Annotated in this window: 20 protein-coding genes; 12 read left to right on the forward strand and 8 right to left on the reverse strand. The window is 39.3% G+C overall.

What is annotated here, in order from left to right; all coding sequences use genetic code 11:
- Positions 1–113 precede the first annotated feature (113 nt).
- The 5 genes from mnmE to rpmH all read right to left on the reverse strand — a co-directional run bounded on the left by mnmE (position 114) and on the right by rpmH (position 4,237).
- Positions 114–1,469 (reverse strand): tRNA uridine-5-carboxymethylaminomethyl(34) synthesis GTPase MnmE, encoded by a 1,356-nt coding sequence (mnmE, locus tag AAV96_RS02880; protein ID WP_046738253.1) that lies wholly within the window; start codon positions 1,467–1,469, stop codon positions 114–116.
- Positions 1,470–1,583: 114 nt separating this feature from the next.
- A complete protein-coding gene (gene yidC / locus AAV96_RS02885) occupies positions 1,584–3,344 on the reverse strand; it encodes a membrane protein insertase YidC (RefSeq protein ID WP_046738254.1) in 1,761 nt (586 codons plus the stop codon).
- Between the two features lie 2 nt (positions 3,345–3,346).
- On the reverse strand, positions 3,347–3,670 hold the full coding sequence (yidD, locus tag AAV96_RS02890; RefSeq protein ID WP_046738255.1) for a membrane protein insertion efficiency factor YidD: 324 nt from the start codon (positions 3,668–3,670) through the stop codon (positions 3,347–3,349).
- A 9-nt stretch (positions 3,671–3,679) separates the two neighbouring features.
- The gene (gene rnpA, locus AAV96_RS02895) at positions 3,680–4,075 is read right to left on the reverse strand and encodes a ribonuclease P protein component (RefSeq protein WP_046738256.1); all 396 of its coding nucleotides are present in this window, start codon (positions 4,073–4,075) and stop codon (positions 3,680–3,682) included.
- 27 nt (positions 4,076–4,102) lie between these two features.
- Positions 4,103–4,237: a 50S ribosomal protein L34 gene (gene rpmH / locus AAV96_RS02900; RefSeq protein WP_000831329.1), complete on the reverse strand. Its 135-nt coding sequence runs from the start codon at positions 4,235–4,237 to the stop codon at positions 4,103–4,105.
- 667 nt (positions 4,238–4,904) lie between these two features.
- Here rpmH and dnaA point away from each other — a divergent pair.
- The 4 genes from dnaA to gyrB all read left to right on the forward strand — a co-directional run bounded on the left by dnaA (position 4,905) and on the right by gyrB (position 11,174).
- Positions 4,905–6,308: a chromosomal replication initiator protein DnaA gene (gene dnaA / locus AAV96_RS02905; RefSeq protein WP_046738257.1), complete on the forward strand. Its 1,404-nt coding sequence runs from the start codon at positions 4,905–4,907 to the stop codon at positions 6,306–6,308.
- 90 nt (positions 6,309–6,398) lie between these two features.
- Complete coding sequence (gene dnaN / locus AAV96_RS02910) at positions 6,399–7,547, forward strand: DNA polymerase III subunit beta (RefSeq protein ID WP_046738258.1); 1,149 nt, start codon at positions 6,399–6,401, stop codon at positions 7,545–7,547.
- 27 nt (positions 7,548–7,574) lie between these two features.
- Positions 7,575–8,657 (forward strand): DNA replication/repair protein RecF, encoded by a 1,083-nt coding sequence (gene recF / locus AAV96_RS02915; RefSeq protein ID WP_046738259.1) that lies wholly within the window; start codon positions 7,575–7,577, stop codon positions 8,655–8,657.
- A 48-nt stretch (positions 8,658–8,705) separates the two neighbouring features.
- On the forward strand, positions 8,706–11,174 hold the full coding sequence (gene gyrB / locus AAV96_RS02920; RefSeq protein WP_046738260.1) for a DNA topoisomerase (ATP-hydrolyzing) subunit B: 2,469 nt from the start codon (positions 8,706–8,708) through the stop codon (positions 11,172–11,174).
- Between the two features lie 113 nt (positions 11,175–11,287).
- On the opposite strand, the gene AAV96_RS02925 is transcribed toward gyrB, so the two are convergent.
- Both AAV96_RS02925 and AAV96_RS02930 read right to left on the reverse strand, forming a co-directional pair.
- Positions 11,288–11,845, reverse strand: coding sequence for a VTT domain-containing protein (locus tag AAV96_RS02925; RefSeq protein ID WP_004660563.1), 558 nt, complete (start codon positions 11,843–11,845; stop codon positions 11,288–11,290).
- A 312-nt stretch (positions 11,846–12,157) separates the two neighbouring features.
- Positions 12,158–14,086 carry an ATP-binding cassette domain-containing protein gene (locus AAV96_RS02930; protein ID WP_046738261.1) on the reverse strand — a complete coding sequence of 643 codons (1,929 nt, stop codon included), beginning with the start codon at positions 14,084–14,086 and terminating at the stop codon, positions 12,158–12,160.
- Positions 14,087–14,298: 212 nt separating this feature from the next.
- Between AAV96_RS02930 and AAV96_RS02935 the strand changes: the two genes are divergently transcribed.
- The 6 genes from AAV96_RS02935 (at position 14,299) to erpA (ending at position 20,567) form a co-directional block, all read left to right on the forward strand.
- Positions 14,299–15,306, forward strand: a complete 1,008-nt coding sequence (locus AAV96_RS02935) for a putative solute-binding protein (protein ID WP_005219070.1) — start codon at positions 14,299–14,301, stop codon at positions 15,304–15,306.
- A 51-nt stretch (positions 15,307–15,357) separates the two neighbouring features.
- The gene (locus AAV96_RS02940; protein WP_004660569.1) at positions 15,358–16,371 is read left to right on the forward strand and encodes a putative solute-binding protein; all 1,014 of its coding nucleotides are present in this window, start codon (positions 15,358–15,360) and stop codon (positions 16,369–16,371) included.
- 222 nt (positions 16,372–16,593) lie between these two features.
- Positions 16,594–17,595, forward strand: a complete 1,002-nt coding sequence (locus AAV96_RS02945) for a putative solute-binding protein (RefSeq protein ID WP_046738262.1) — start codon at positions 16,594–16,596, stop codon at positions 17,593–17,595.
- Positions 17,596–17,811: 216 nt separating this feature from the next.
- Positions 17,812–18,819: a putative solute-binding protein gene (locus AAV96_RS02950; protein WP_004660573.1), complete on the forward strand. Its 1,008-nt coding sequence runs from the start codon at positions 17,812–17,814 to the stop codon at positions 18,817–18,819.
- A 285-nt stretch (positions 18,820–19,104) separates the two neighbouring features.
- Positions 19,105–20,109 carry a putative solute-binding protein gene (locus tag AAV96_RS02955; RefSeq protein WP_004660574.1) on the forward strand — a complete coding sequence of 335 codons (1,005 nt, stop codon included), beginning with the start codon at positions 19,105–19,107 and terminating at the stop codon, positions 20,107–20,109.
- Positions 20,110–20,231: 122 nt separating this feature from the next.
- Positions 20,232–20,567 carry an iron-sulfur cluster insertion protein ErpA gene (gene erpA, locus AAV96_RS02960; RefSeq protein WP_005158950.1) on the forward strand — a complete coding sequence of 112 codons (336 nt, stop codon included), beginning with the start codon at positions 20,232–20,234 and terminating at the stop codon, positions 20,565–20,567.
- 50 nt (positions 20,568–20,617) lie between these two features.
- Here the strand turns inward: erpA and AAV96_RS02965 are convergent, their stop codons facing one another.
- A complete protein-coding gene (locus AAV96_RS02965) occupies positions 20,618–21,745 on the reverse strand; it encodes an anhydro-N-acetylmuramic acid kinase (protein WP_005219074.1) in 1,128 nt (375 codons plus the stop codon).
- A gap of 61 nt (positions 21,746–21,806) precedes the next feature.
- On the opposite strand from AAV96_RS02965, the gene tyrS reads away from it, so the two are divergent.
- Together tyrS and AAV96_RS02975 are read left to right on the forward strand one after the other, a co-directional pair.
- Positions 21,807–23,039 (forward strand): tyrosine--tRNA ligase, encoded by a 1,233-nt coding sequence (tyrS, locus tag AAV96_RS02970; protein ID WP_155857120.1) that lies wholly within the window; start codon positions 21,807–21,809, stop codon positions 23,037–23,039.
- A 523-nt stretch (positions 23,040–23,562) separates the two neighbouring features.
- Positions 23,563–25,686, forward strand: a complete 2,124-nt coding sequence (locus AAV96_RS02975) for an AAA family ATPase (RefSeq protein WP_046738263.1) — start codon at positions 23,563–23,565, stop codon at positions 25,684–25,686.
- Positions 25,687–25,827: the final 141 nt, after the last annotated feature.

Here is a 25,827-nt window from a genome sequence, read left to right on the forward strand (position 1 = left end):
TATTAATCTAAAAAATTAATTCTTTATTTGGAGCTAAATAAAAAATAAATTCTATAAAAAAGCACTAAGAAAATATTCTTAATGCCTATATAAAATTTTAAACTCTTAAAAAATTACTTTCCAATACAGAACGAACCAAAAATCTTTCCGAGTAAATCATCAGCACTGAAATCACCCGTGATTTCGCCCAACGCATTTTGAGCCAATCGCAATGATTCAGCTACCAGTTCACCTGCATTAAACACAACTAACTGCTCACGTGCTTCTGCAAGATAGCGCTGAGTACGCTTCATTGCATCTAAATGACGTGTTCGGGCGATAAAGGTGTCTTCCTCAGGTTGGAAGCCCGCATGCGCTGTAATCGCCTCTATGAGCGCCTGAACACCCATATCTTGTTTTGCGGAGACACTGATATGACGGAAGCCTTGATAATCACTTAATGTGGCATCTTGCCCCGTTAAATCGCATTTATTGCCAATCAATAGCAACCGTTTTGGCTCAAGATGCTCTGAAAAATATTCATGCGCCAATTGCAATGGCTCATCACCTTGATTCAAGTCATACACCAACAGCAATAAATCCGCCTGTTCAATTTCCTTGATCGCACGACGAATCCCTTCCTGCTCGACAATATCACCCGTTTCACGTAAACCAGCAGTGTCAGTTAAGGTAATCGGCAAACCATTTAAACTGATCTTTTCATGCAGCACATCTCGAGTGGTTCCTGCAATATCCGTCACAATGGCACGTTCATGCCCAGCCAGTGCGTTTAACAGGCTCGATTTACCCGCATTTGGTTTACCCGCAATCACCACCTGTAAACCTTCACGTAATAGCTGTCCTTGACGAGCAGACTGCTGTACCGCTTGAACAGAGTCCTGTACCTCATCCAACAAAGCCAGAATCTTGCCATCGGCAAGGAAATCAATTTCTTCTTCAGGGAAATCAATCGCCGCTTCAACATGCAAACGCAAGTGAATTAGTTTTTCTAAAACTGTATTAATTTTGGTTGAAAATACACCTTGCAAAGAGCGAACGGCAGAACGTGCTGCCGCCTGTGAAGTGGCATCAATCAAATCGGCAATCGCTTCCGCTTGTACTAAATCCATTTTGCCATTTTCAAAGGCACGCATGGAAAATTCACCCGCTTTTGCAGCAGTCGCACCCAAATCGAGCAAACGTGCCAGCAAAGCATTTTGAATGACTGGGCCACCATGACCTTGTAGCTCCACCACATCTTCACCCGTAAACGAATGAGGGTTTGGAAAACATAATACAATCCCTTCATCCATCACTGAGCCATCGACATCACAAAACTGACGGAAACCTGCCATACGCGCAGCAGGAAGACTTTTCTGGGTCAACTGTTCAGCAATGGCATAAGCTTTAGGGCCAGAAAGTCGAATCACGCCCACACCACCACGACCTAATGGGGTAGCAATCGCAGCAATTGTGGTTTGATGTTGCATGTTAAATTCACCTAAAAAACACGAGGGTTATGAAACAGAAACCCTAAATACAGACAAAGAAAAATCCGCCTAAGATTACCATCTTAAGCGGATTTATTCAGTAAAAGTTCGAACTTAAGCGCTCGGCTCAACCTTGTTGAGACGGTCTTTTTCGACACCTTTGTTAATAAACCATTGTTGTAAAATGGTAATACTATTGTTGACGATCCAGTAAAGCACGAGGCCAGCAGGGAAGAACAACATGAATACCGTAAACATGATTGGCATGATACGGAATACTTTTGCCTGCATAGGATCAGTTGGTTGAGGATTCAACATTTGCTGAACGAACATGGTCACACCCATGATCAACGGCAAGATGAACCATGGATCCATCGCAGATAAATCTTGAATCCAACCTAACCACGGTGCATGACGGAGTTCAACGGATTCCATCAACACCCAATACAAGGCTAAGAAAATCGGCATTTGCAACAACAATGGCAAGCAACCAGACAATGGGTTGACTTGTTCACGCTTGTATAAGGCCATCATTTCTTGTGAGAAACGCATGCGGTCTTCACCAAATTCTTCTTTCATGCGTTGCATTTCAGGTGCAATCACGCGCATTTTCGCCATCGAACGATAACTTTTTGAAGAAAGTGGCCATAAAATCGCTTTTACCATGATCGTCAATAAGATAATTGACCATCCCCAGTTACCAACAAGATTATGGAAGAATTGTAGACCGAGGAACAATAATTTAGCGATCGGCCATAACCAACCATAGTCTACAGTTTGGTTTAAACCAGCAGCTAAATCTTTAAGTTCAGATTGAACTTTTGGACCAGCATACAATTTTGCGTCTACTTCCATTGAAGTACCCGCAGGGACATTGATCACAGGAGAGGTAAAGCCCATGATATTCATTTTATCATTAGACTGACGTGATTCTAATTTCGCAGCATAAGGCTGACCATCAGCCTGAGTCAGTTTTAAATTCCCAGGAATCCAAGCACTGACAAAATAATGCTGAACCATGGCAACCCAGCCGCCTTTGGCTTCAACATTTAATTTTTCGTCATTAAAATTGGCAAATTTTAACTTGTTATAATGCGCTTCTGGTGTACCCCAAGCGCCACCAAGATAAGTACCTAAGGTGAAAATACCTTGTGAAGACTTGCCTGGATCATCCGAATTATCACGCTTTAACTGACCAAACATTTGACCTTGCCAGTTTTGCTGACTACGGTTAATGACTTGATGTTTAACGGTAATTGGGTAATCGCCTTGCGTGAAAGTGAACGATTTGATCACTTCCACACCTTCAGGTGTTTTAAATACCAACGGCACAGTCAACACTTGATGTGTTTTACCATCTTTCGACGCTACACTTTTCGCATCTGCCAAGGTGTATGCTGTTTTCTCAACATCATACATTGGGCGACCACCACGACTGCTATCTGGTCCATTTAAACCAATTAACCCCGATTGAGCGACGTAAGTACGTTTCGCATCACTTTCTAGCATGACAAACGGTTTATCGCTGTCTTTGCTTTCATCATGGCTTAACAATTCAATACGGACAATATCACCACCTTTTGGATTGATCCACAGATGATAAAGATCAGTTTGTACTGAAATCAGTTGTTGACTCACAGATGTATTATGTTCTGTGGCTTGTGATGCAGTCACATTTGCTTGTGGCAAGTCTGAAGCCGCTGTTGCATTTTGAGCGTTTGGCAAATCTGCAGATACTTCATGTGCAGTCACAGCAGCCGCTTGTTGTTGCGGTGCTGGTGCAGCATGACCATAATCTTTTTGCCAAGCCAAAATAAGCAAATATGCGGTAACAAACATGGCTCCAAGAATTGCAAATCTGGCCCATTGTTGCATATCTATAATCCCAAATGGTTAGAGAGATTTTGCTTGAATAAACGATCACGAAAGGGTACAGCAACGTGATGCATTTGAGAATCTATTTGATGAAACGAAATAAAACGAAGTGCTTTGCGTGGTACTGGATCGTAGCCTGAGCCGCCCCAAGGATGACAACGGCAAATTCGTTTAGTCGATAACCAGACACCTTTGGCCGCACCATGTGTTTGCAATGCTTCAATCGCATATTGCGAGCAAGTAGGAATATAGCGACAACGAGGACCCAATAATGGACTAATAGCAATCTGGTAACATCTTATCAACCAATGTAGTAATCGTACCATTGGAGATCTCTAATTTTGTGAGGATGTTATAACAGCTTGTGAATGCTTTTTTGCTAAGCGTTGTAATTTTTGCCAAGCAAACTCTAATTGTTGATGTAATTCTTGATTTGCGATTGCTTCTATACCAACTTTAGGCATCACCACAATATCGATATCAGCATTAAATTGCACTTTGTGTAAGCGAAAGCTCTCCCGAGCAAGACGTTTTATTCGATTTCGTTCATGAGCACGACGTACTTTCTTTTTAGCAACGACAATACCCAAACGGCTATTTGGCTGTTCGGTTAATTTTGCTAAAAAAAGGAAATGGGGCTGGTGCACTTTAAAAAGTGCACCATCAAATACACTTTTGTAATCAGCGGCACAACGAATACGAGATTCAATGCCGAAACTGTAAAGTGCCATCACCCAAATCTGGTCAGCTTAACAGTATTAAACAGTTAAGCTATGACGACCTTTTGCACGACGACGAGCTAAAACTTGACGACCTGCTTTAGTAGCCATACGAGCGCGGAAACCATGAACGCGTTTACGCTTTAATTCAGATGGTTGGAAAGTACGTTTCATATCGAAACTCCCAAAATGATCTTTCTATAAAGGTCCGCGATTTTATTGTGCAATGTTTACGCTGTCAATGGAAAATCAAAAACTTTACATTTTGTTTGTTCTGTTTTGAAGCAATAAGACACCTAGTAAATATCTCACATAATGGAAAACAAAAAATATACACAAGCTATCCCTTTATATTATATCAATATTCAACTATATTCACAGCTTACATACAGGCTTATCAACAACTAAGATTCTAATTTAAATTTAATTCTTGGATTTTGAATTTAAATTTCGATATGCTTGGTTATCCACAACCCAATCCAACCCTATAAGTAAATTCAAATTTTAAAATTTAAATTTATTCTTATTAGTATGCATTTTTTCTGTGGAAATTGATGTTTTTATACGAGTAAACACAGAGTTACCTTGTGGATAACCATGTTTTTATTAATTTTATAAATTGTGGATAACTTTAGCACTAAAACTATCCACAGCTTGTGCAAAAAGTTATGCACAAGTGGTTTTAAATTTAAATTTATAATCAAATGCTTTCTTTTTCGGCAAAAGTCTCATAAATTTGCCTGACAGATGTGGATAACTTGGTTAGAATGGCGACCCCTTCGAAAGATGGGATCGGTGGTTTCTTTATTTTTGAATTTAAAATGGATATTAGGGGATGCACATGCTCTGGACAGACTGCTTAACTCGCTTGCGACAAGAGCTCTCTGACAACGTCTTTGCGATGTGGATTCGTCCTTTGGTTGCTGAAGAAGTTGACGGTGTGATGCGTTTATATGCACCTAATCCATATTGGACACGTTATATTCAAGACAACCATTTAGAGTTAATTTCAATTCTTGCTGAGCAATTATCGGAAGGTCGAGTACGTCAGGTTGAAATCTTGGTTGATTCGCGTCCAGGTACTATTTTGTCTTCTCATGAGCAACCTGCAACCACGACTGCGGCTTTAAGTAACTCCTCAACCACTCCAATTGTTCCTATTAAAGCTAAGAAAGAAACTGATTTGGTGCAACCAAGTCAAAATGTCACGAAAATACCAAAGAAAAGACAACTCAACCCATTATTTACATTTTCTTTATTTGTTGAAGGTCGTTCTAACCAAATGGCTGCTGAGACTTGCCGTAAGGTATTAACCCAATTAGGCGCATCTCAGCATAATCCTTTATTTTTATACGGTCCAACAGGTTTGGGTAAAACACACTTGATGCAAGCTGTAGGGAACGCACTTTTACAAGCCAAACCGAATGCACGTGTCATGTATATGACCTCGGAAAGTTTTGTACAAGACTTTGTCAGTTCATTGCAGAAAGGTAAGGTTGAAGAGTTTAAGAAAAATTGTCGTTCTTTAGATTTATTGTTGGTTGATGATATTCATTTGCTTGCTGGTAAAGAAGCAAGCCTTGTTGAATTCTTTTATACATTCAATGCCTTATTGGATGAATCTAAACAAATTATTTTAACCTCAGACCGTTATCCAAAAGAACTCACGGAACTGGATCCACGTTTGGTTTCCCGATTCTCTTGGGGATTATCTGTTGGTGTTGAGCCACCAGATATTGAAACCCGTATCGAAATTTTGCTAAAAAAAGCTGAAAATAGTGGGGTAGATTTACCACGAAATTGTGCTTTATTCATTGCACAACAAGTGGTCGCAAACGTTCGTGAACTTGAAGGTGCCCTCAATAAGGTGGTGGCTATTTCACGTTTTAAAGGCACTGCGATTGATTTGGATGTGGTGCGTGAGTCATTAAAAGATGTTTTAGCGATTCGTGCACGCACCATTAGTGTGGAAAATATTCAGCGTGTCGTCAGTGAATATTTCCGTATCCCATTAAAAGAATTAATTGGACCTAAGCGTACCCGTATTTATGCACGTCCACGCCAATTAGCGATGGGGCTAGCCCGAGAGCTGACAGGGGATAGTTTTCCTGAGATTGGAATGGCATTTGGTGGTCGTGATCATAGCACCGTGATGCATGCCTGCGAAAAAGTGGTCAGCTTGCGAGAGCAAGATCCAATTTTTAATGAAGATTATAAAAACTTACTTCGTCTGTTACAAAGTTAATCTATTTTTCAGAGTTGCAAACTACTTTTAAGTGCAGCATAGTACACTGCTAACATTCATATCAGCTTCTGTTGTAAGAGGAATAAAATCGTGCGTTTGAAAATCGCTAAAGAAAGTTTAGTCAATGTTTTATCACATGTGGTGGGGGCGGTTGAACGTCGCCATACCTTGAATATTCTTTCAAATGTCAAAATTCAAACCACTCAACAGGCCTTAACGATTACGGGTTCTGATTTAGAAGTTGAATTAGTCGCAAGCACGACTTTATCTGAAGGTGCTTGTTTAGAAACAGGTGAAACAACAGTTCCTGCACGTAAACTCGTCGAAATTTGTAAATCCCTTCCGACAGCAGCCTTGATTGATTTGCAAATAACAGAAGACCAACGCTGTATTTTAAAATCAGGCAATAGTCGTTTCGTATTGGGTACCCTTCCAGCAGAAGATTATCCATTACTCACGACTGACAATAGTCAAGGTACTCAGGTTCAAGTCACTCAGCGTGAATTAAAACGTTTATTTGAAAAAACAGCCTTTGCGATGGCAGTTCAAGATGTACGTTTTTACTTAACTGGTACTTTGTTGGAAATTGATCAAAATCAATTGCGTACAGTAACAACAGATGGTCATCGTTTAGCTTTGTGTGAAGTTGCTGCTTCATCAACTGCATCTGCACCGATTCAAGCGATCGTACCTCGTAAAGCGGTTGGAGAGTTACAACGTTTACTGAGTATTGAAGAGGAACAGTTGACCCTGTTGATTGGACGTGAATTGTTGAATGTCACCATCAATACGCCAAGCCGTGATAAAGAGCAGGGCGATATTACCGTGCGTTTCACCACTAAGTTAATCGATGGAAAGTTCCCTGATTATCGCCGTGTGATTCCTAAAAATGGTGACAAGCATGTCTTTATTGCTCATGATGTCTTTAAGCAATCTTTACAACGTGTTGCCATTTTAAGTAATGAAAAACTTCGTGGTGTTTTCTTGAATTTTAATCAAGATTCATTGCAGTTGCGTGCCAATAACCCAGAACAAGATGAGGCGGTCGAAGATATTGCAATTCAATATCAAGATGCACCTTTAGAAATGTCATTCAATGCGCAATATATCCTTGAAGTACTTGGTGTGCTGGATGGTGATGACGTGAAAATGAGCATGAGTGAAGCCAATCAGTCAGTGCTTGTTCAAGATCCAGCGCATCCTGATCAAACCTATGTCGTGATGCCAATGCGAGTTTAATGACGATTGGTGTTTGAGTTTTAAAGCATGCAAATCACGCGTTTAAATATCGAACGTGTACGTAATTTAAAGACGGTTGCACTCCATGAGTTGCAACCGTTTAATATTTTTTACGGCGCAAATGGTTCTGGAAAAACTTCAGTTCTAGAGGCTATTCATTTACTGGCAACAGGGCGTTCATTTCGCACCCATATTCCTAAACATTATATCCAATACGAGGCTGGTGATGCGATTGTGTTTGCACAATCGGCAAGTGAACGGATCGGTATGCAAAAAATGGCTTCGGGTGAGCAACTGATTAAGGTCAATGGCGATACCATTGCGACTCAAGGTCAACTGGCAAAATTATTGCCTTTACAGCATATCGATCCACAAAGTACCGATATTATTGATCATGGCGCAAAGCCAAGACGACAGTTATTAGATTGGTTAATGTTCCACGTGGAACCTGAGTTCTATTTTGCATGGCAGTATTATTCTCGGGCACTCAAACAACGTAATAGTTTACTCAAAACACGGCGTAATCTGACTTTGGCTGATTTAGAGCCTTGGAATAAAATGCTCAGTGATTATGGTGAAATGTTGCATTCACAGCGGGTCAGTATTGTTGAGCAATGGAACCAATTTTTCCATGAAGATTTAAAAATACTGCTACCTAATCTTGAGATAGAATTGGAATACAATCCTGGTTTTCATACTGAGCAAGGTCTATTGCAAGACTTGGTTCAGCAGCATCAAAAAGATCTTGATCGGCGTTATACTGAGTATGGTCCGCATCGTGCTGATTTGCGTTTAAAAACACCTTTTGGCAATGCTGATGATGTACTCTCTCGTGGGCAAAAAAAGTTGTTAATCATGGCATTAAAACTGTCACAAATTGCAATGCTACATGCGAGTAATAAGGAAACTGTGGTATTATTAGATGATCTGACAGCAGAGTTAGATGAGACCGCACAACAACGGTTAATTGAGCGATTGAGTCAGTTAGGAAGTCAAGTTTTTATGACCACCTTAGACCATGCGTCGGTATTAAAACACTTACAGGATTTGTCGATTTCTTTTCAATTATTCCACGTTGTTCACGGTCAAGTCAGTCTTGCTGCACCATAATTTTATTTCCTCATTTTTGGATAGATTAATATTTACTAGGGAGTAACCATGAGTTCAGAGTCTCAATCAGTCTCTCAAACAGAACAATCAAATGAAAAAGCTTATGATTCCTCTAGTATCAAAGTTTTACGTGGATTAGACGCGGTTCGTAAACGTCCTGGTATGTATATCGGTGACACTGATGACGGTACAGGTTTGCACCATATGGTGTTTGAGGTGGTGGATAATGCCATCGATGAAGCTTTAGCAGGGCATTGTGATGAAATTTTAGTCACGATCCATGAGGATGAGTCGGTCAGCGTATCCGATAATGGTCGTGGTATTCCAACAGATATTCACCCAGAAGAGGGGATATCTGCGGCAGAAGTGATTTTGACCATTCTGCATGCGGGTGGTAAGTTTGATGATAATAGCTATAAGGTTTCAGGCGGTTTACACGGCGTAGGCGTTTCAGTTGTAAATGCTTTATCAAAAAAATTACAACTTACAATTTATCGTGCTGGACAAATTCACGAGCAAGAATATCAGCATGGTGATTCACAATATCCATTACGTGTGATTGGTGAAACAGATAAATCGGGTACAACGGTTCGTTTCTGGCCAAGTGAGCTAACGTTTAGCCAAACCATTTTTAGCGTCGATATTTTGGCACGTCGTTTAAGAGAGCTATCTTTCTTGAATGCAGGTGTTCGAATCGTTTTGCGTGATGAGCGTGTCAATCTTGAGCATGTTTATGACTATGAAGGCGGTTTATCTGAATTCGTTAAATATATTAACGAAGGTAAACACCATTTGAATGATATTTTTCATTTTACCGTTGATGCTGACAATGGTATTGGGGTTGAAGTTGCGTTGCAGTGGAACGATAGTTATCAAGAAAATGTACGTTGCTTTACCAATAACATTCCGCAAAAAGATGGTGGTACTCACCTTGCAGGCTTCCGTGCGGCATTGACTCGTGGCTTAAACAGCTACATGGAAAATGAAAGTTTATTGAAAAAAGAAAAAGTTGCTGTCACCGGTGATGATGCACGTGAAGGTTTAACTGCAATTATTTCAGTGAAAGTACCTGATCCTAAATTCTCTTCACAAACCAAAGAAAAATTGGTTTCGAGCGAAGTAAAACCTGCGGTAGAGCAGGCCATGAACAAAGAGTTTTCTGCTTATTTATTGGAAAATCCACAAGCAGCGAAATCGATTGCAGGTAAGATCATTGATGCGGCGCGTGCGCGTGATGCAGCGCGTAAAGCACGAGAAATGACCCGTCGTAAGAGTGCTTTAGACATCGCAGGTTTGCCTGGTAAATTGGCAGACTGTCAAGAAAAAGACCCAGCATTGTCTGAACTTTATCTAGTCGAGGGTGACTCTGCGGGCGGTAGTGCTAAACAAGGTCGTAACCGTAAAATGCAGGCGATTTTACCGTTGAAAGGTAAAATCTTGAACGTTGAACGTGCGCGTTTTGACAAAATGATTTCAAGTCAAGAAGTTGGTACGCTCATCACTGCTTTAGGTTGTGGGATTGGACGTGAAGAATATAACCCAGACAAATTACGTTATCACAAAATCATTATCATGACCGATGCGGACGTGGATGGTTCACATATTCGTACCTTGTTATTGACCTTCTTCTTCCGTCAAATGCCAGAATTGGTTGAGCGTGGATATATTTATATTGCACAGCCACCATTGTATAAGTTGAAGAAAGGTAAGCAAGAGCAATACATCAAAGATAATGATGCACTTGAAACATACTTGATTTCGAATGCGATTGATGAGCTTGTATTACATGTCAGCGCTGAAGCACCAGCGATTAATGGTGCAGCATTAGCGAGCGTTATTGCTGACTATCAAGTGTCACAAAAGAGCTTACAACGCCTCACTCAACGTTATCCTGCAAGTTTATTGGATGGTTTACTTGAGCTGGATGCATTTAAAACAGATCACAATCATGAACGTGACTATGTTGAATCATGGGCTGAGCAATTACGTGTTGCAATTGAAAAGTTACAACCAAGCTTACGCCCTGAGATTACATTAGAAGCGTTTGAACGTGAAAATGCACAAGGTGAGAAATCAGCACATTATTGGCCACGTGTCACTGTCTATGTACATAACTTACCGCATTCCTATTTACTCGATGCTGGTCTGTTAAATTCTGCTGAATATGCGCGTTTATTGAAGAATTCGAAGAGCTGGTTTAAGTTACTTGAAGAAGGCGCTTATCTGCAAAAAGGCGAGCGTCGTATTCAGGTAAGTAATTTCCATCAAGTATGGCAACATATTTTACAAGACTCGCGCCGTGGCATGATGATCCAACGCTATAAAGGTTTGGGTGAGATGAATGCTGAGCAGCTTTGGGAAACGACGATGGATCCTGAAAACCGCAATATGTTGCAAGTGACCATTGATGATGCAATTGAAGCAGATCGTATGTTCTCTTGTTTGATGGGTGATGATGTAGAACCACGTCGTGCCTTCATCGAAGAAAATGCACTGAATGCGGATATTGATGCTTAATTAAATTGATGGGAGATTTAGTTTGTATTATTTCTCTCGTATATAAGAAAAAGGCGATGTTTGATGCATCGCCTTTTTCTTATATGAATGTTCCACGTGAAACATTCCGTTGATTAGGTTTCAACTAAATCACTGACTTGAATGAGTGCATGCCCAAATAAATACCCAGCAGTAACAAGCACACTAATCCATAATAGCGCACCTAAGATATTATAAATTACGAAATGAGTATAATTCATAGCACTAGAGCCAGCGGCTAAAGGTGCAAAAGAACGCGCAAATGGGATAAAACGAGCCAATAGAATAGTTTTCCCACCATGTTTTAAGAAAAATGTATTAGTTTTCTTTAGATATTCTTGTTTGATAAATCGAGATTCCATATTAAAAATTCGGTCACCAAAATGGCGACCAATGTGATAATTCACCATGTAGCCTAAAGCTGCGGCTATAAAAAGTAAGCTAATCATATAACCCAAATGCATAAATTCAATAACTGAACATAAAGCTCCTACGGTGAGTAAAAGACTATCGCCAGGTAAAAAGAACATAAACACAAAGGCGGTTTCTGAAAAAATAATCAAAAATAGGATCGCATAAATCCATAAGCCATATTCTTGAATTAAAATGGGAAGAATATGTTCAAAGTTAAAAATAAAATCTAAAGAATTCATTCAGTTTGTATGATCCAAAATAGAGTACTCACCAAATTGAAGTACAAAAATATAAAATGAACTTAGTTCTCGATGCGCATTTAAAAGTAATAACTTTAAAATGATAGGGTTGAGTATATCTAGCCTGAACCTAAAGCTCAATTTTATGAGAAAATTCCAATTTAGACCTTATCTGAAATGATTGGCAGAATCATGACACTTTTATCGGTATTCTTATTATTTTTTAGTATCTAAGCAAATCTTAATGTCGTTATTTATTCTTCTATGATTAGAAAAAGCCTAATTCTCAAAAAGAGAATTAGGCTTTTATTCTTAAACTTCAAAAGAACTTTCTAACTCTTCAAGCTCCATCATCAACTCTAACAGTTGTTCTTCGTACTCTTCCAGCTTAGATTTTAGCTCAGTTTGTTCATTCATCAGCTTAATCAAATCATCTTTACGATTAGCTTCGTACAGAGTGCTGTCTGCTAATGCATTTTCAATTTCAGCCAAGCGTGGCTGAATCTTTTCAATTTGAGTTTCAGCTTTCTCAATATTTTTTCGAATAGGACGAGTTATTTCACGACGACGAGCCGCTTCTTTACGTTGCGCTTCTTTATCAACTTTGGCTGCTGTATTTTGAGGCGCTACTGTTTGTTGCTGTACTGCATTCTGTGAATTAATGAGCTGTTGGCGCGCTTCACGTAACCACTTAGCATAGTCTTGTAAATCACCCTCAAACTCCGTACATTTTCCTGCATGTACTAAAAGTAGATCATCACAGACACTCGCGATCAGTTGACGTTCATGTGAAACTAAGACCACTGCACCATCGAAGTCTTGAAGTGCCATACTTAAAGCATGGCGCATATCTAAGTCTAAATGGTTGGTTGGTTCATCTAGAATTAAAACATTTGGGCGCTGCCATACGATCAGCGCCAAAGCTAAGCGAGCACGTTCGCCACCTGAAAAGCTTTCACACGGCGTATCCATACGTTCGCCACTAAAGCCAAATCCACCTAAAAAAGCACGCAATGCGGCTTCACTGATCTTTTTGTCAGCAATACGAGCCAATTGCAGCATTGGACTGGCATTGGCATCTAAAGCATCCATTTGGTGCTGAGCAAAATATCCAATATTGAGTAATTCTGAGGCTTTACGTTCGCCAGCAAGTAATGGTAAATCACCCACTAAAGTTTTGATCAGCGTTGATTTACCCGCGCCGTTCATCCCTAGTAAACCAATACGAGAACTTGGAGTAATTTGCAGACGAATTTTTTCAGCAATCATTTTATCGCCATAACCAATAGTCGCTGCATCTAAACTCAGCAAGGGTGAACTCATTTTCGTGGGTTCTCGGAAACTAAAGGTAAATGGCGTATCGACATGGGCAGGTGCAAGTTGTTGCATGCGCTCCAACTGTTTGATACGGCTTTGCGCTTGGCGAGCCTTAGTTGCTTTAGCTTTAAAACGATCAATAAATTTTTGCAGATGGGCACGCGTTTCTTGTTGCTTTTCAAAAGCCTGTTGTTGTTGTGCTAAGCGTTCGCTACGTGTCGTTTCAAAGGTAGAGTAGTTGCCTGTATATAATGTTAATTCTTGATTTTCAATATGAAGAATATGATCCGTAATTGCATCGAGAAAATCACGGTCATGCGAGATCAGGACCAGTGTTCCTTCATAGGCTTTAAGCCAATCTTCTAACCATAAGATGGCGTCTAAATCTAAATGGTTCGTTGGTTCATCTAATAACAGTAAGTCTGAACGACTCATTAAGGTGCGTGCAAGATTTAAACGCATCCGCCAACCACCAGAGAAGCTTGCGACATTTAAACGGATTTGATGGTCAAGAAATCCTAAACCTGCCATTAATTGGGCTGCTTTAGCCGGTGCTACATAACCATGAATTTCATCAAATCGACCATGTAATTTGGCTAAATCATCATTACTCAGTTGATCTGGATGAGCTAATTTTTCTTGAATATCCCAATATTCTTCGTCACCAGACAAAACAAAATCAATTGCTGGCATTTCTAAGGCTTTAATTTCCTGAGCCATGTGTGCCACAGTCCAAACTGCTGGACGAGTTAGATTCCCTTCATCTGCAACCAAGTCACCTAAGAAAGCAGCAAATAGTGTTGATTTGCCTGCGCCATTCACGCCAGTAAGACCAATTTTCCAGCCAGGGTGAAGCTGCATCGATGCTTTTTGAAATAGAACTCGCCCACCACGGCGTAATGAAACTTGGTCAAATTGAATCATGAGTATGCAAAATAGCGAAGAGATAGCTGCATTTTAAGGTGATCGCCCATGAATGCAAATTTTTATATTACAGATCAAACTGATCGAATTAAATCATTCTACCAATAAAAAAATAGAGCAAAAGCTCTACTTTTGTCATTCAAATCAGATTATTATTTAGTTTATATGAAAAAATAAGTAACAAGACTAGAAATATAGAAACAGGATTATGAATGAAGAATGGAATTCTTGCATTAGGGGCGATGCTACTTTTGGGTTTAAACACTCAGGTAAATGCCTCAACCACAATTTGTGTTTTCGATTTATTGGGTAAGTCTGGTGAAGCCTACAAAGCCATGGAGGAGTGGGCACTGGCTGCAAAAACATGGCGCGCTGACATTCATTTAATTAGCTATCAAAGTGAAGCACAAGCTGAGAATGATTTTGAACAAGGCAAATGTGATGGCGTATACATGACGTCTATGCGTGCGCGTAGTTATAACAAATTTGCAGGTTCTGTCGATGCGATTGGTGCTGTGCCGAGTTATGCGATTGCACAAAAAGCCATTAGTTTTGCCTTAGATAAGCGTAATCAACGTCGTCTGACCAGTAATATAGGTAATCAGGTTTACGAAGTTGTCGGTATTTCACAAATTGGTCTGGCTTACATTTTCGTTAAAGATAAAAAAATGGATACCATTGAGCAAATCAAAGGTAAAAAATTTGCTGTTCTCGCCTATGATGAAGCACAGAAAATCGTTGTTAAAAGCCTTGGTGGGCAAGCTGTTCTTTCTGACATTTCTGATATCGCTAAAAAATTTAACAATGGCCAAGCCGATATTATGGCCGCACCAGCTTATGCCTATAAACCATTAGAACTCTTTAAAGGTTTGGGAAATGAGGGGGCAATTATTACTTTTCCAGCTGTCAACATGACGATGGATTTGATTATTCGTCCTGAAAAATTCTCAAGCAACTTTGGTCAAAATTCGAGAACTTGGTTCTTGAATCGTTTAAATAATAATTTTGCATTAATCCAAAGAATTGAGGCTGAACTACCAGCGAAATATAAAATTAATCTGAGCAATGAAGACAAAATGCGTTATCAGCAAATTTTGCGTGAAGCTCGAATTGGTTTAACTAAAAAGGGGATTTACGACGCCAGTATGATGAGCGTTTTAAAGCGTGCGCGTTGTACTGTAGAACGTACCAATTTTGAATGTACCCTTGGTGGAGAATAATTTTTTAGTTTTTTGTGTGTTTGATAATTTGATTTTTTGCAGGGAAACGAAATGAAAAAGGGGTTGTTTGTTTTGGCTGGCTTAGCACTTATGGGTATGAGTGCAACTGGTCAAGTTCAGGCTAAACAAAATGTATGTGTATTTGATTTACTTGGTAAAGCAGGTGAAACATTTAAAATTACTGAAGAATGGGCAATTGCAGCTAAAGGATGGCAAGCAGATATTCGTTTGCTCTCTTATCAAGATGAAGCAAAAGCGCAAAATGATTTTGAGGCTGGTAAATGTGATGCTGTCTATATGACCTCGATGCGTGCTCGTAAATATAATCGTTTCGCAGGATCGATTGATGCGATTGGTGGAGTAACCAGCAATCATGTCGCGCAAAAAGCGATTAGTTTTGCTTTGGACAAGAGAAATAAGCGTCGTTTATTGGCAAATGTCGATAATCAGAATTATGAAGTTGCGGGTATTTTACAATTTGGTTTGGCATATGTATTTGTACACGACCGCAATTTAAATACTATCGAAAAGGCAAAGGGTAAAAAGTTTGCCTACTTGCAATACGATATTGCACAAAAAGAGATTGTTGATAGTTTGGAAATGGTTTCCGTACCTTCTGAAATCTCAGATTTTGTTAAAAAATTTAATAGCTATCAGGTGGATGTGATTGCTTCGCCAGCTTATGCATATAAACCCTTAGAAATTGAGCGAGGAATTTCAAAAGGTGGTGCAATGTTTTCGTTTCCTGTGGTCAACATTACGGGTGATTTGATTATTCGTCCAGAGAAATTCCCAGCGAATTTTGCTGCACAATCAAGAGAGTGGTATGTTGATCAATTACCAAGAAGTTTTGCATTAGTGAAACGTCTCGAAAATGGGATTCCAAATAAATATAAGTTGAATCTTCCGAAGGAAGACGAAGTGCGTTACCAGAAAATTTTACGAGAAGGCCGTATTCGTTTAACCAAACAAGGAGTCTACGATCCAATTATGATGAGTGTATTAAAACGTGCTCGCTGTACAGTAGAAAGAACAAGTTTTGAGTGTTCTTTAGGAGGCGAATAATTCGCTTTTGTAATTTAAGTTAAATAGAGTGATTATTTTTGATAAATGATCACTCCATAAAAATATTCATCAAAACATTTGTGAAAATGTGATGTAGTCTGTAAAAAAACATAAAAAACCGACGTATGTCGATAAATACACTAGGTTTTTGGGCAGAATTTGACTATATTTGTCTCAATTTGGTGGAAAAATATGCAAAAACAGCAAATAAGGGAAAACAAGATGAAAAAAGGAATTTGGGCATTGAGTGCTGCGACTCTATTTGTCATGAGTACTCCTGTACAGGCAAAACAAGAAATTTGTGTATTTGATCTATTGGGAAAAGCTGGCGAGTCTTACAAACTTGTTGAAGAGTGGAAGCTTGCCTCAAAAACATGGCAAGCTGATGTTGAGCTGATCCCTTATCAAGATGAAGAAAAAGCGGAGAAAGATTTCGATGCGGGTAAATGTGACGGGGTTTATATGACTTCGATGCGTGCTCGTAAATATAATAAATTTGCAGGATCTGTTGATGCTGTAGGCGCGGTGACTAGCAATGCGATTGCACAGAAAGCAATTACTTATGTGCTTGATAAGCGTAACCAACACCGTTTAACTGCAACAACTAATGGTGAGAAATACGAAGTTGTTGGTATTATTCAAGTTGGCTTAGCCTATATTTTCGTACGTGATAAAAATTTAGATACGATTGAAAAGGCCAAAGGCAAAAAATTTGCGTATTTACATTATGATCAAGCGCAAAAAACTATCGTTGAAAGCATAAATCTTGTTGCTGTACCCTCTGATATTTCAGATTTTGTGAAGAAGTTTAATAGTGGTCAGGTTGATGTAATTGCTGCACCAGCATATGCATATAAACCTTTAGAAATTAGTAAAGGTTTAGCAAATGGCGCATTATTTAATTTTCCAGTTGTGAACATCACTGGGGATTTAATTATTCGCCCTGGGCAATTCCCAAGTGGTTTTGGTACCCAATCTCGACAATGGTTCGTGAACAAATTGCCAAGTAATTTCGCAATGGTACAGCGTTTAGAAGCGGGTATGAATGCGAAAAGAATTACGTTGTCTAGTGAAGATAAAATTCGCTATCAAAAAATGTTGCGTGATGGACGAATGAATTTGACCAGACAAGGGGTCTACGATGCCAGCATGATGAACGTCCTAAAACGAGCACGTTGTACGGTTGAACGCACTAACTTTGAATGTTCTTTGAGTGGCGAATAGTTATAGTTTTTGTTCCTGAATTTATAAATTGATTAACGAAAGTCATCACTTATAACAAATATGTTTATGAAAATAAGTGAATGAGATAAAACAGGACAAAAAGTAAACATTATTGACATAAAAATAGAGCACAAGCTCTATTTTTTTTTGAAAAACATGATTAATATTTGCTTCGAACAAGGAGACAAACATAAAGTTTGTGGAAGGATGAAAAATATGAAAAAAATTGCGTTAGCTATTGCAGCAACTTCAATCTTAGGTGTATCTGCTTCTACTCAAGCAGCAATTGATGTGTGTGTATTCGACTTATTAGGAAAGTCAGGTGAATCATACAAAATGATGCAGGACTGGGCACTTGCAGCAAAAGGCTGGGGCGCTGATGTAAACCTTCTTGCAATCACAGATGAACAAGTCGCTGATAATAACTTTAAAGCGGGTAAATGTGCTGCTGTAGCAATGACGGCAATGCGTGCTCGTCCATATAACAAGTTTGCGGGTTCTATTGACTCTTTAGGCGGTGCGCCAAGTAATGAGATCGCTCAACGTGCGATTACATATGTTCTAGATGAACGTAATGCTGCAAAAATGGTAACTAACCTTGGTGGTAATAAATACGAAGTTGGTGGTATTGCTCCATTAGGTGCGGCTTATATTTTCGTGCGTGATAAGAGCATTAACTCAATCGAAAAAGCAGCGGGTAAAAAATTCGCAGTATTGGGTTATGACGACGCGCAAAAAATTATGGTACAACGCGTAGGTGCACAAGCTGTACTTTCGGATATTTCTAACTTTGCTGCTAAATTTAACAATGGCCAAGTAGATATGGTAGGTGCTCCTGCTTATGCATATAAGCCATTAGAGTTGAGCAAAGGCTTAGGTGCTAACGGTGCGATGTTTAACTTCCCAGTATTACAAGTTACTGCGGATCTTGTGTTACGCCCAGAAAAATTCCCAGCTGGTTTTGGCCAAAAATCTCGTGATTATTTTGTGAAGCAACTTCCAAAAGCTTTCGCAATGATCAAGCGTTATGAAGCTGAAATCCCAGCAAAATACAAAATGAACTTAACTGCTGAAGACAAGTTAAAATATCAAAAATTAATGCGTGATGGTCGTTTAGAAATGACTAAACGTGGTATTTATGATGCTAGTATGATGTCAGTATTGAAGAAAGCACGTTGTTCAGTAGACAAAGCTAACTTTGAATGTGCATTACCTGGTGAATAATCATCAAATGCTATAAAAGTAACTTAAAGCCTAGATTTTTCTAGGCTTTTTGTTTTTAAGTGCTTGTCATTTAAGTCATTGTCTTTATATAGAAATATCGCAATCATACCCATATAAAAAAACCAAATGAAATCGAGAAGATTTAAAATATGTTCTAATCAGGAAGATTAAAAACGACTGTATTTAAACATATATTCATTTGAAGACCTTATTAGGATAGAACGTTGCTCTTCATATACGTAAATGTTTCGCAACAAAACAATATAGATGCAAAGGAAAAATAATATGCAATGGTTTAAGCCTTTACTACTTGCGACAGGCATAGCAGCTGTCTCTGTTGCAGCTCAAGCAAAACAAACAATGTGTGTATTTGACATCGTAGGTAAAAGTGGCGATGTGTATGCATTAATGAAAGATTATCAGCTTGCAGCTAAAACTTGGGGTGCAGATATTGAACTCAAAGTAGCGACTAACGAAGCTGTAATTGCTGAAGATTTTAAAGCAGGGAAATGTGATGGTGTCAGTATCACAGGCATGCGAGGCCGCCAATTCAATCCATTTACAGGCTCATTAGATGCAATTGGTGCTATCACCGACCTTAAGCTTGCTGTAAAAGTGATGCAAGGTTTAGCGAGTCCAACTTTTGCTAAAGCGATGGTGAATGGTAAATATGAAGTGGCTGGTGTAATTCCGATTGGTGATGCATATTTATTAGTAAATGACCGTAATATCAATACTGTTGCAAAAGCTGCAGGTAAAAAAATTGCGGTTTTAGACTATGATGAAGCACAAAAAATTATGGCTTCACAAGTGGGTGCTCAAGCTGTAAGTTCAGATATTACTAATTTTGGTGCTAAATTTAATAATGGTCAGGTTGATATCATTGGTGCACCTGCTGCTGCGTTTAAACCATTAGAACTTTACAAAGGTTTAGGTACTAAAGGGGCGATTGTCAATTATCCAATTTTACAGGTAACGGGTAACTTAATTATTCATCCTGATAAATTCCCAGAAGGTTTTGGTCAAAAATCAAGAGAATGGGTGAAGGCACAATTGCCACGTGCTTTTGGTATCTTGGGTAAAATGAAAGCGGATATTCCACAAAAATACTGGATGGAAGTACCTCCTGCTGATAAACCTGGCTATCAAAAATTAATGCGTGAGGCACGTATTAACCTTACAGCAAAAGGAATTTACGATAAGCGTATGATGAAGTTGTTATGGCAATTCCGTTGCCGCGAAGATGCCAAAAATTTTGAATGTGCTTTGCAGGAAGAGAATTATAAATAATCTGTTAAAAAGTCCTTAATCGCACTTTAAACTTCAAATACAGACCCGATATTGAGTATGCTATACTGAATATCGGGTCTTTTATTTATGAAAGACGTATTGAAGTCTGAGGAATATCTACCATGAATGCCCAAGCTCTTGAATTGTCAGATAATGCTGCCAACAAAGTTCGCCAATTACGCGAAAGTGAAGGGAATAACGACTTGATGTTACGTGTTTATGTAACGGGTGGTGGATGTTCAGGCTTTTCTTATGGTTTTAATTTCGCTGAAAGTGTTAATGAAGATGATGCTGAATTTACCAATGGCGACGTTAAAATGTTAGTTGATTCACTTAGCTATCAATACTTAGTTGGCTCAGTGGTTGATTATCTTGAAGGACTAGAAGGTTCTCGCTTCGTGGTACAAAACCCGAATGCAACGACAACTTGCGGTTGTGGATCATCTTTCTCGATTTAATAGATTCCAATAATAAAAAAGCTTCTCAAATTGAGAAGCTTTTTTATTGTTTACACCATCGTAATCGTACCTAAAATACGATCACCCGATGCACCTGTTACAGCGGGTAAATTACCGCTAAGTTGTTCAACGAAACGCATGGCTAACCATGCAAACGCCGTCGCTTCGACCCATGTCGGTGCTAAACCAAGGGCGTCCGTGGTTTGTACTGACCAATTGTGTTTGCGTAAGCGCCAACGTAATTGTTCCAATAAATAAGAATTATAAGCACCGCCACCACAAACGTAGAGTTCGCCTGTTTCCATGCTAGAACGATAGACTGCTTTTTGAATTGCCCTTACGGTAAGTTTCAGTAAGGTCGCTTGAATATTTTCAGGCGTATCTTCTAGTTCGTCATAGGTTAGATCATTGCGCCAATCGATCAGTTGATCATCTAACCAATCAATATTAAAGTCTTCGCGACCTGTACTTTTTGGAGGTTCTTTCGAAAAGTATTCGTGTGAGTGCAGTCGATCTAATAGGGAACGTATTGGATGGCCATAAGCAGCCCAGTCGCCATTTTCATCGTATGGATGCCCTGTATGACGATGACACCATGCATCCATTAACATATTTGCAGGGCCTGTATCAAAGCCATAAACACCGTCAAGGTCATTTGCAGGCAACATACTGACATTGGCAATACCGCCTAAATTCAAAATGACACGATGGATACTGTCATGCTGAAACAATGCTTGATGAAAAGCTGGTACTAAAGGAGCACCTTGCCCTCCTGCGGCCATATCACGACGACGAAAATCAGAAACGACAGGGAGTTGAGTAATTTCAGTGATGATATTTGGATCACCAATTTGTAAGGTAAAGCCATGCTCAGGGCGATGACGAATAGTTTGCCCATGAGAACCAATCGCCTTGATTTGATTACGATCTAAATTGTTCTTTTCAATCAGCGTATTGATGCCATGTCCAATCATTTGTGCCAAAGCGACATCGGCTTTACCCATACGATCAATTTCATTGTCGTCAGGAAGCGTTAAAGCCATTAATTCATCACGTAATTCAGGCTCAAAAGGCACAGTCAGCGTGGCATGCAGCGTTAAAGGGTCAAATGAACTTGCAACAATATCAACACCATCCATGCTCGTGCCTGTCATTACACCAATATAGATCGCGCTCATATACAACTTATCCTGCAAGATGCTGAAAAAATGTTAGTATATCGCACAAATTGAATAACTGATGTGTTTAGGTTTTGTGATGTCAAATTTCTTGCCAGCCGAAGAACAGCTTGCTCTCATTCAACGAGGCACGCACGAGATTATCTCTGATGAAGATTTATTGAAAAAACTGAAAGAGAATCGTCCACTCCGTGTAAAAGCAGGCTTTGACCCAACGGCTCCTGATTTACACTTAGGACATACAGTTCTAATTAATAAATTAAAAACCTTCCAAGATTTGGGACATGAGGTTACTTTCTTGATTGGTGATTATACCGCCATGATCGGTGATCCAACAGGCAAAAGCGCAACACGTCCGCCGTTGTCGCAAGAGCAAGTACTTGCCAATGCCAAAACTTATCAAGAACAAGTTTTTAAAATTTTAGATCCAAATAAAACCAAAGTTCGTTTTAACTCAGAATGGTTTAGCCAAAAAACTGCGGCTGATTTAATTCAATTGGCAAGTCAGCAAACCGTATCACGTATGTTAGAACGTGATGACTTTACTAAGCGCTATAACAACCATCAACCGATTGCGATTCATGAGTTCCTCTATCCATTGGTACAAGGTTATGACTCGATTGCGCTTGAAGCAGATGTTGAGTTAGGTGGTACAGACCAAACCTTTAACTTGCTCATGGGACGTACTTTACAAGGTCGTTATGGTCAAGAATCACAAGTCTGCATCACTGTACCAATCCTTGAAGGTTTAGATGGCGTCAATAAGATGTCTAAATCTTTAGGCAACTATATTGGTGTATTTGACACCCCAGGTGCGATGTATCAAAAAATCCTGTCTATGCCGGATAGCTTGATTGAACGTTACTTTGATCTACTGAGCTTTAAGTCACTTGATGAAATCAAAGTCTTGCTAGATGAAATGGCTGCGGGTCGTAACCCACAAGAAATCAAACGTATTTTAGCACTTGAGCTAGTTGAACGTTTCCATGATGCCGAAGCTGCTGAAAATGCACATAAGAGCGCGGGTAACCGTGTCACAGAAGGCGAAGTACCTGAAGATACACCAGAAGTGACGATTTCTCGTGCTGAGTTTGGTGGTGAGTTATTTATTGCAACTATTCTTCGTGTTGCAGGTTTAAACCCAAATGCCGCAGCAGCGAAAGACGCCGTGGGTCGTGGTGCAGTAAAAGTTGACTGGAATGTGGTTGATATGAGCTTCTCTGTAAAAGAGAATGTCACTTTAATCATCCAATCGGGTAAAAAAGCGATTGCACGTGTGACTTTCACTGATTAATTTAACTTTTAAATGATCTTTATATAATGCTCATTTGTTATAATGGGCATTATTTTTTATAAATACCCAATAAAACCTCTTGCGATCTTATAATAAGCATTTTAGAATAATGCCAAAATCAAGCGTCAATCGCTTAAATATTAAAATGACTTTTATTTAACTCCACTCACTTCAATATTGATCTTGTACCGTTGCCTTTGACAAGATTGTCCAAAAACAATGACTGGTTGCAGGATGACCATAATATCTTGATTTAACCCAATACACAGCAATTACGGATTGTTGGTTTTAAGAATGTTTGGCTGTATGCCATCTTCGGGAGAGAAATCATGCGTCTAATAACATACTTTATCGGCTTTATTTAAAGACAGGATAATATTTTCTATTATCTAGATTTAATTGAAGTAAAAAATTTAAATCTTATTTCCCAAGAATTAATATGTTCTTGTAGATGATTATTGCCTTTAAATAAAAATGGCAAGGATTAAATCTGCACGACATTTAGAAAAAATATCAAAACAATATGAATGATTTTATGAATAACCCTTTTATGCAAAATATGCAGCAAGAGGAAGACCGATATTTAACTGAAGTACACCCTTTAGCAAAATTATGGGCATTACGTATTTTGGTTGAACTCGGTGGTGCGAAAGAATTTATCAATGATAATTGTTTTAGTCATCAATGGATTGCTAAGCATTTAGGCTTTTCTGAAGCTTTATTGAGTCAACAATTTAATTCACAACTGGCACATCAGGAATTAGCTCAACTTCATCAGATGGCTGAAATTGTACAGGTACAAAATCCTGCTCAATTTAGTGCGGAATTGTCATATAACCTGAAACTGCTGCAAAAACTGTTGGGCTTAAATGATGTTGAATGTTTAATTCTCGGTTTTGTGGTATTGGTACATAGTGAACAATTACTCGATGATATTGCAGATCATTTGGGTACATTAACCGCCGCAAAAAGTATGAAAGCTTTAGCGATTATTTTGGCAGTTCCTTATGAAGATGTACGTCAGGCATTGGCAGTACAGGGATGCTTACATCGAAGCGGACTCATTCATTTACAGCGTGAATATAGCAGTTATTTGCGTAGTAAATTGGATTTGGTTTCTGCTCAGTTGGTGGATAAATTATTGGTCAAAGCCAATGATGTGATGGACTTATTTGTAGGTACGATTAATAAAAGCGCAGCAGCTGAGTTGACACTAAAGGATTACCCTCATCTCCAATCACAATTGGATGTATTACTTGCCTATCTTCAACAGGTGAAACAACAGGCACAATTGGGTGTCAATATTTTTATCTATGGCAGCTCAGGCACAGGTAAAACGCAGTTGTGTAAAGTACTTGCTCAGGCATTAAAAGTACAACTATTTGAAATTGCCTGTGAAGATGAGGATGGTGATGCCATTACTGCAACAGGACGTTTATGTGCCTATCGTGCTGCGCAAAGTGTGTTTGATGGTCAGACAGCTTTATTACTTTTTGATGAAGTTGAAGATGTATTCAATGACACAGAAAAAGGCGCGGGTATGAAAAGCACGGCACAAAGCCGCAAGGCTTGGGTCAACCGCATACTGGAGCAGAATCGTACCCCAGCCATTTGGGTCTCCAATTCTGATCAAATTGACCCAGCATTCTTACGCCGTTTTGATCTGATCCTTGAGGTCACGATTCCGCCAAAACAACAAAGAATGAAGATGATTGAGCAATACTGTGGTGATCAACTCAGTGATCAGCATCAGCAAGCTTTGGCAAATGCTGCTCATTTATCACCAGCATTATTGCGTCGCGCCTATCGTGTGGCTAAGACAGCAAAACGTGCCAATCAAAGCCTGCACGTTCAAAATACCATGCTGCAACTGGTTTCCAATACATTAGTGGCTCAAGGGCATCAGCGAGTGAAATTCTATGATAGTGCGGGTTTACCCAAATTCTATGATTTGGACTATATCAATACCAAAGCCAATATGATGCAGATTGCAGCAGGGATTAAACAACATGGCTTTGGGCGACTGTGCTTATATGGTGCATCAGGTACGGGCAAAACAGCATTTGCGCGTTGGTTAGCGGATTATATTGGGCAACCTTTACTGATTAAGCGAGGTTCAGACCTACAGTCACCCTATATTGGCGAGATGGAGCAAAATCTAGCAAAAGCATTTACTGAAGCTGAAGAGCAAAAAGCGGTCTTACTGCTAGATGAAGTTGATAGTTTGCTTCAGGATCGGCGCAATGCAGTTCGGTCTTGGGAAATTGCTCAGGTCAATGAGTTCCTTGTACAAATGGAAAGCTTTAATGGGATTGTGATTACGACCACCAATCGTTTTGATGATCTTGATCAAGCTGCCTTGCGCCGCTTTGATTTCAAAATCCATTTTGACTATTTAACTTATACACAACGCTTGCAGCTATTTAAGCAAGTATGCCAGCAGTTAAATATTGAAATGAATGAACAGCAGATCTCAGTCAAACTAAAACAGCTTAACCGTCTATGCGCAGGAGATTTTGCTGTGATTATTCGACAAGCCCGTTTTCATCCATTTCAACATGCCGATGAAATATTGCAGCATTTAAATGATGAAATGGCTGTGAAATATCAAGTTTCTCAAACGATAGGCTTTTCAGCATCCGCTTAATGCTGAAAAGATGAGCGACCAAAAAGTCTAAAACTGCTGATTTAGTGTGGAAAATATACGATCTATCACTAAAAAAGCAGATTTAGCCTGAAAAACAATCGTTCAAAAAGAAATAATAAAAAAGGGGGTTGTATTGGGTCT

The organism is Acinetobacter sp. AG1 (assembly GCF_001005525.1).
Classification (GTDB): domain Bacteria; phylum Pseudomonadota; class Gammaproteobacteria; order Pseudomonadales; family Moraxellaceae; genus Acinetobacter; species Acinetobacter modestus.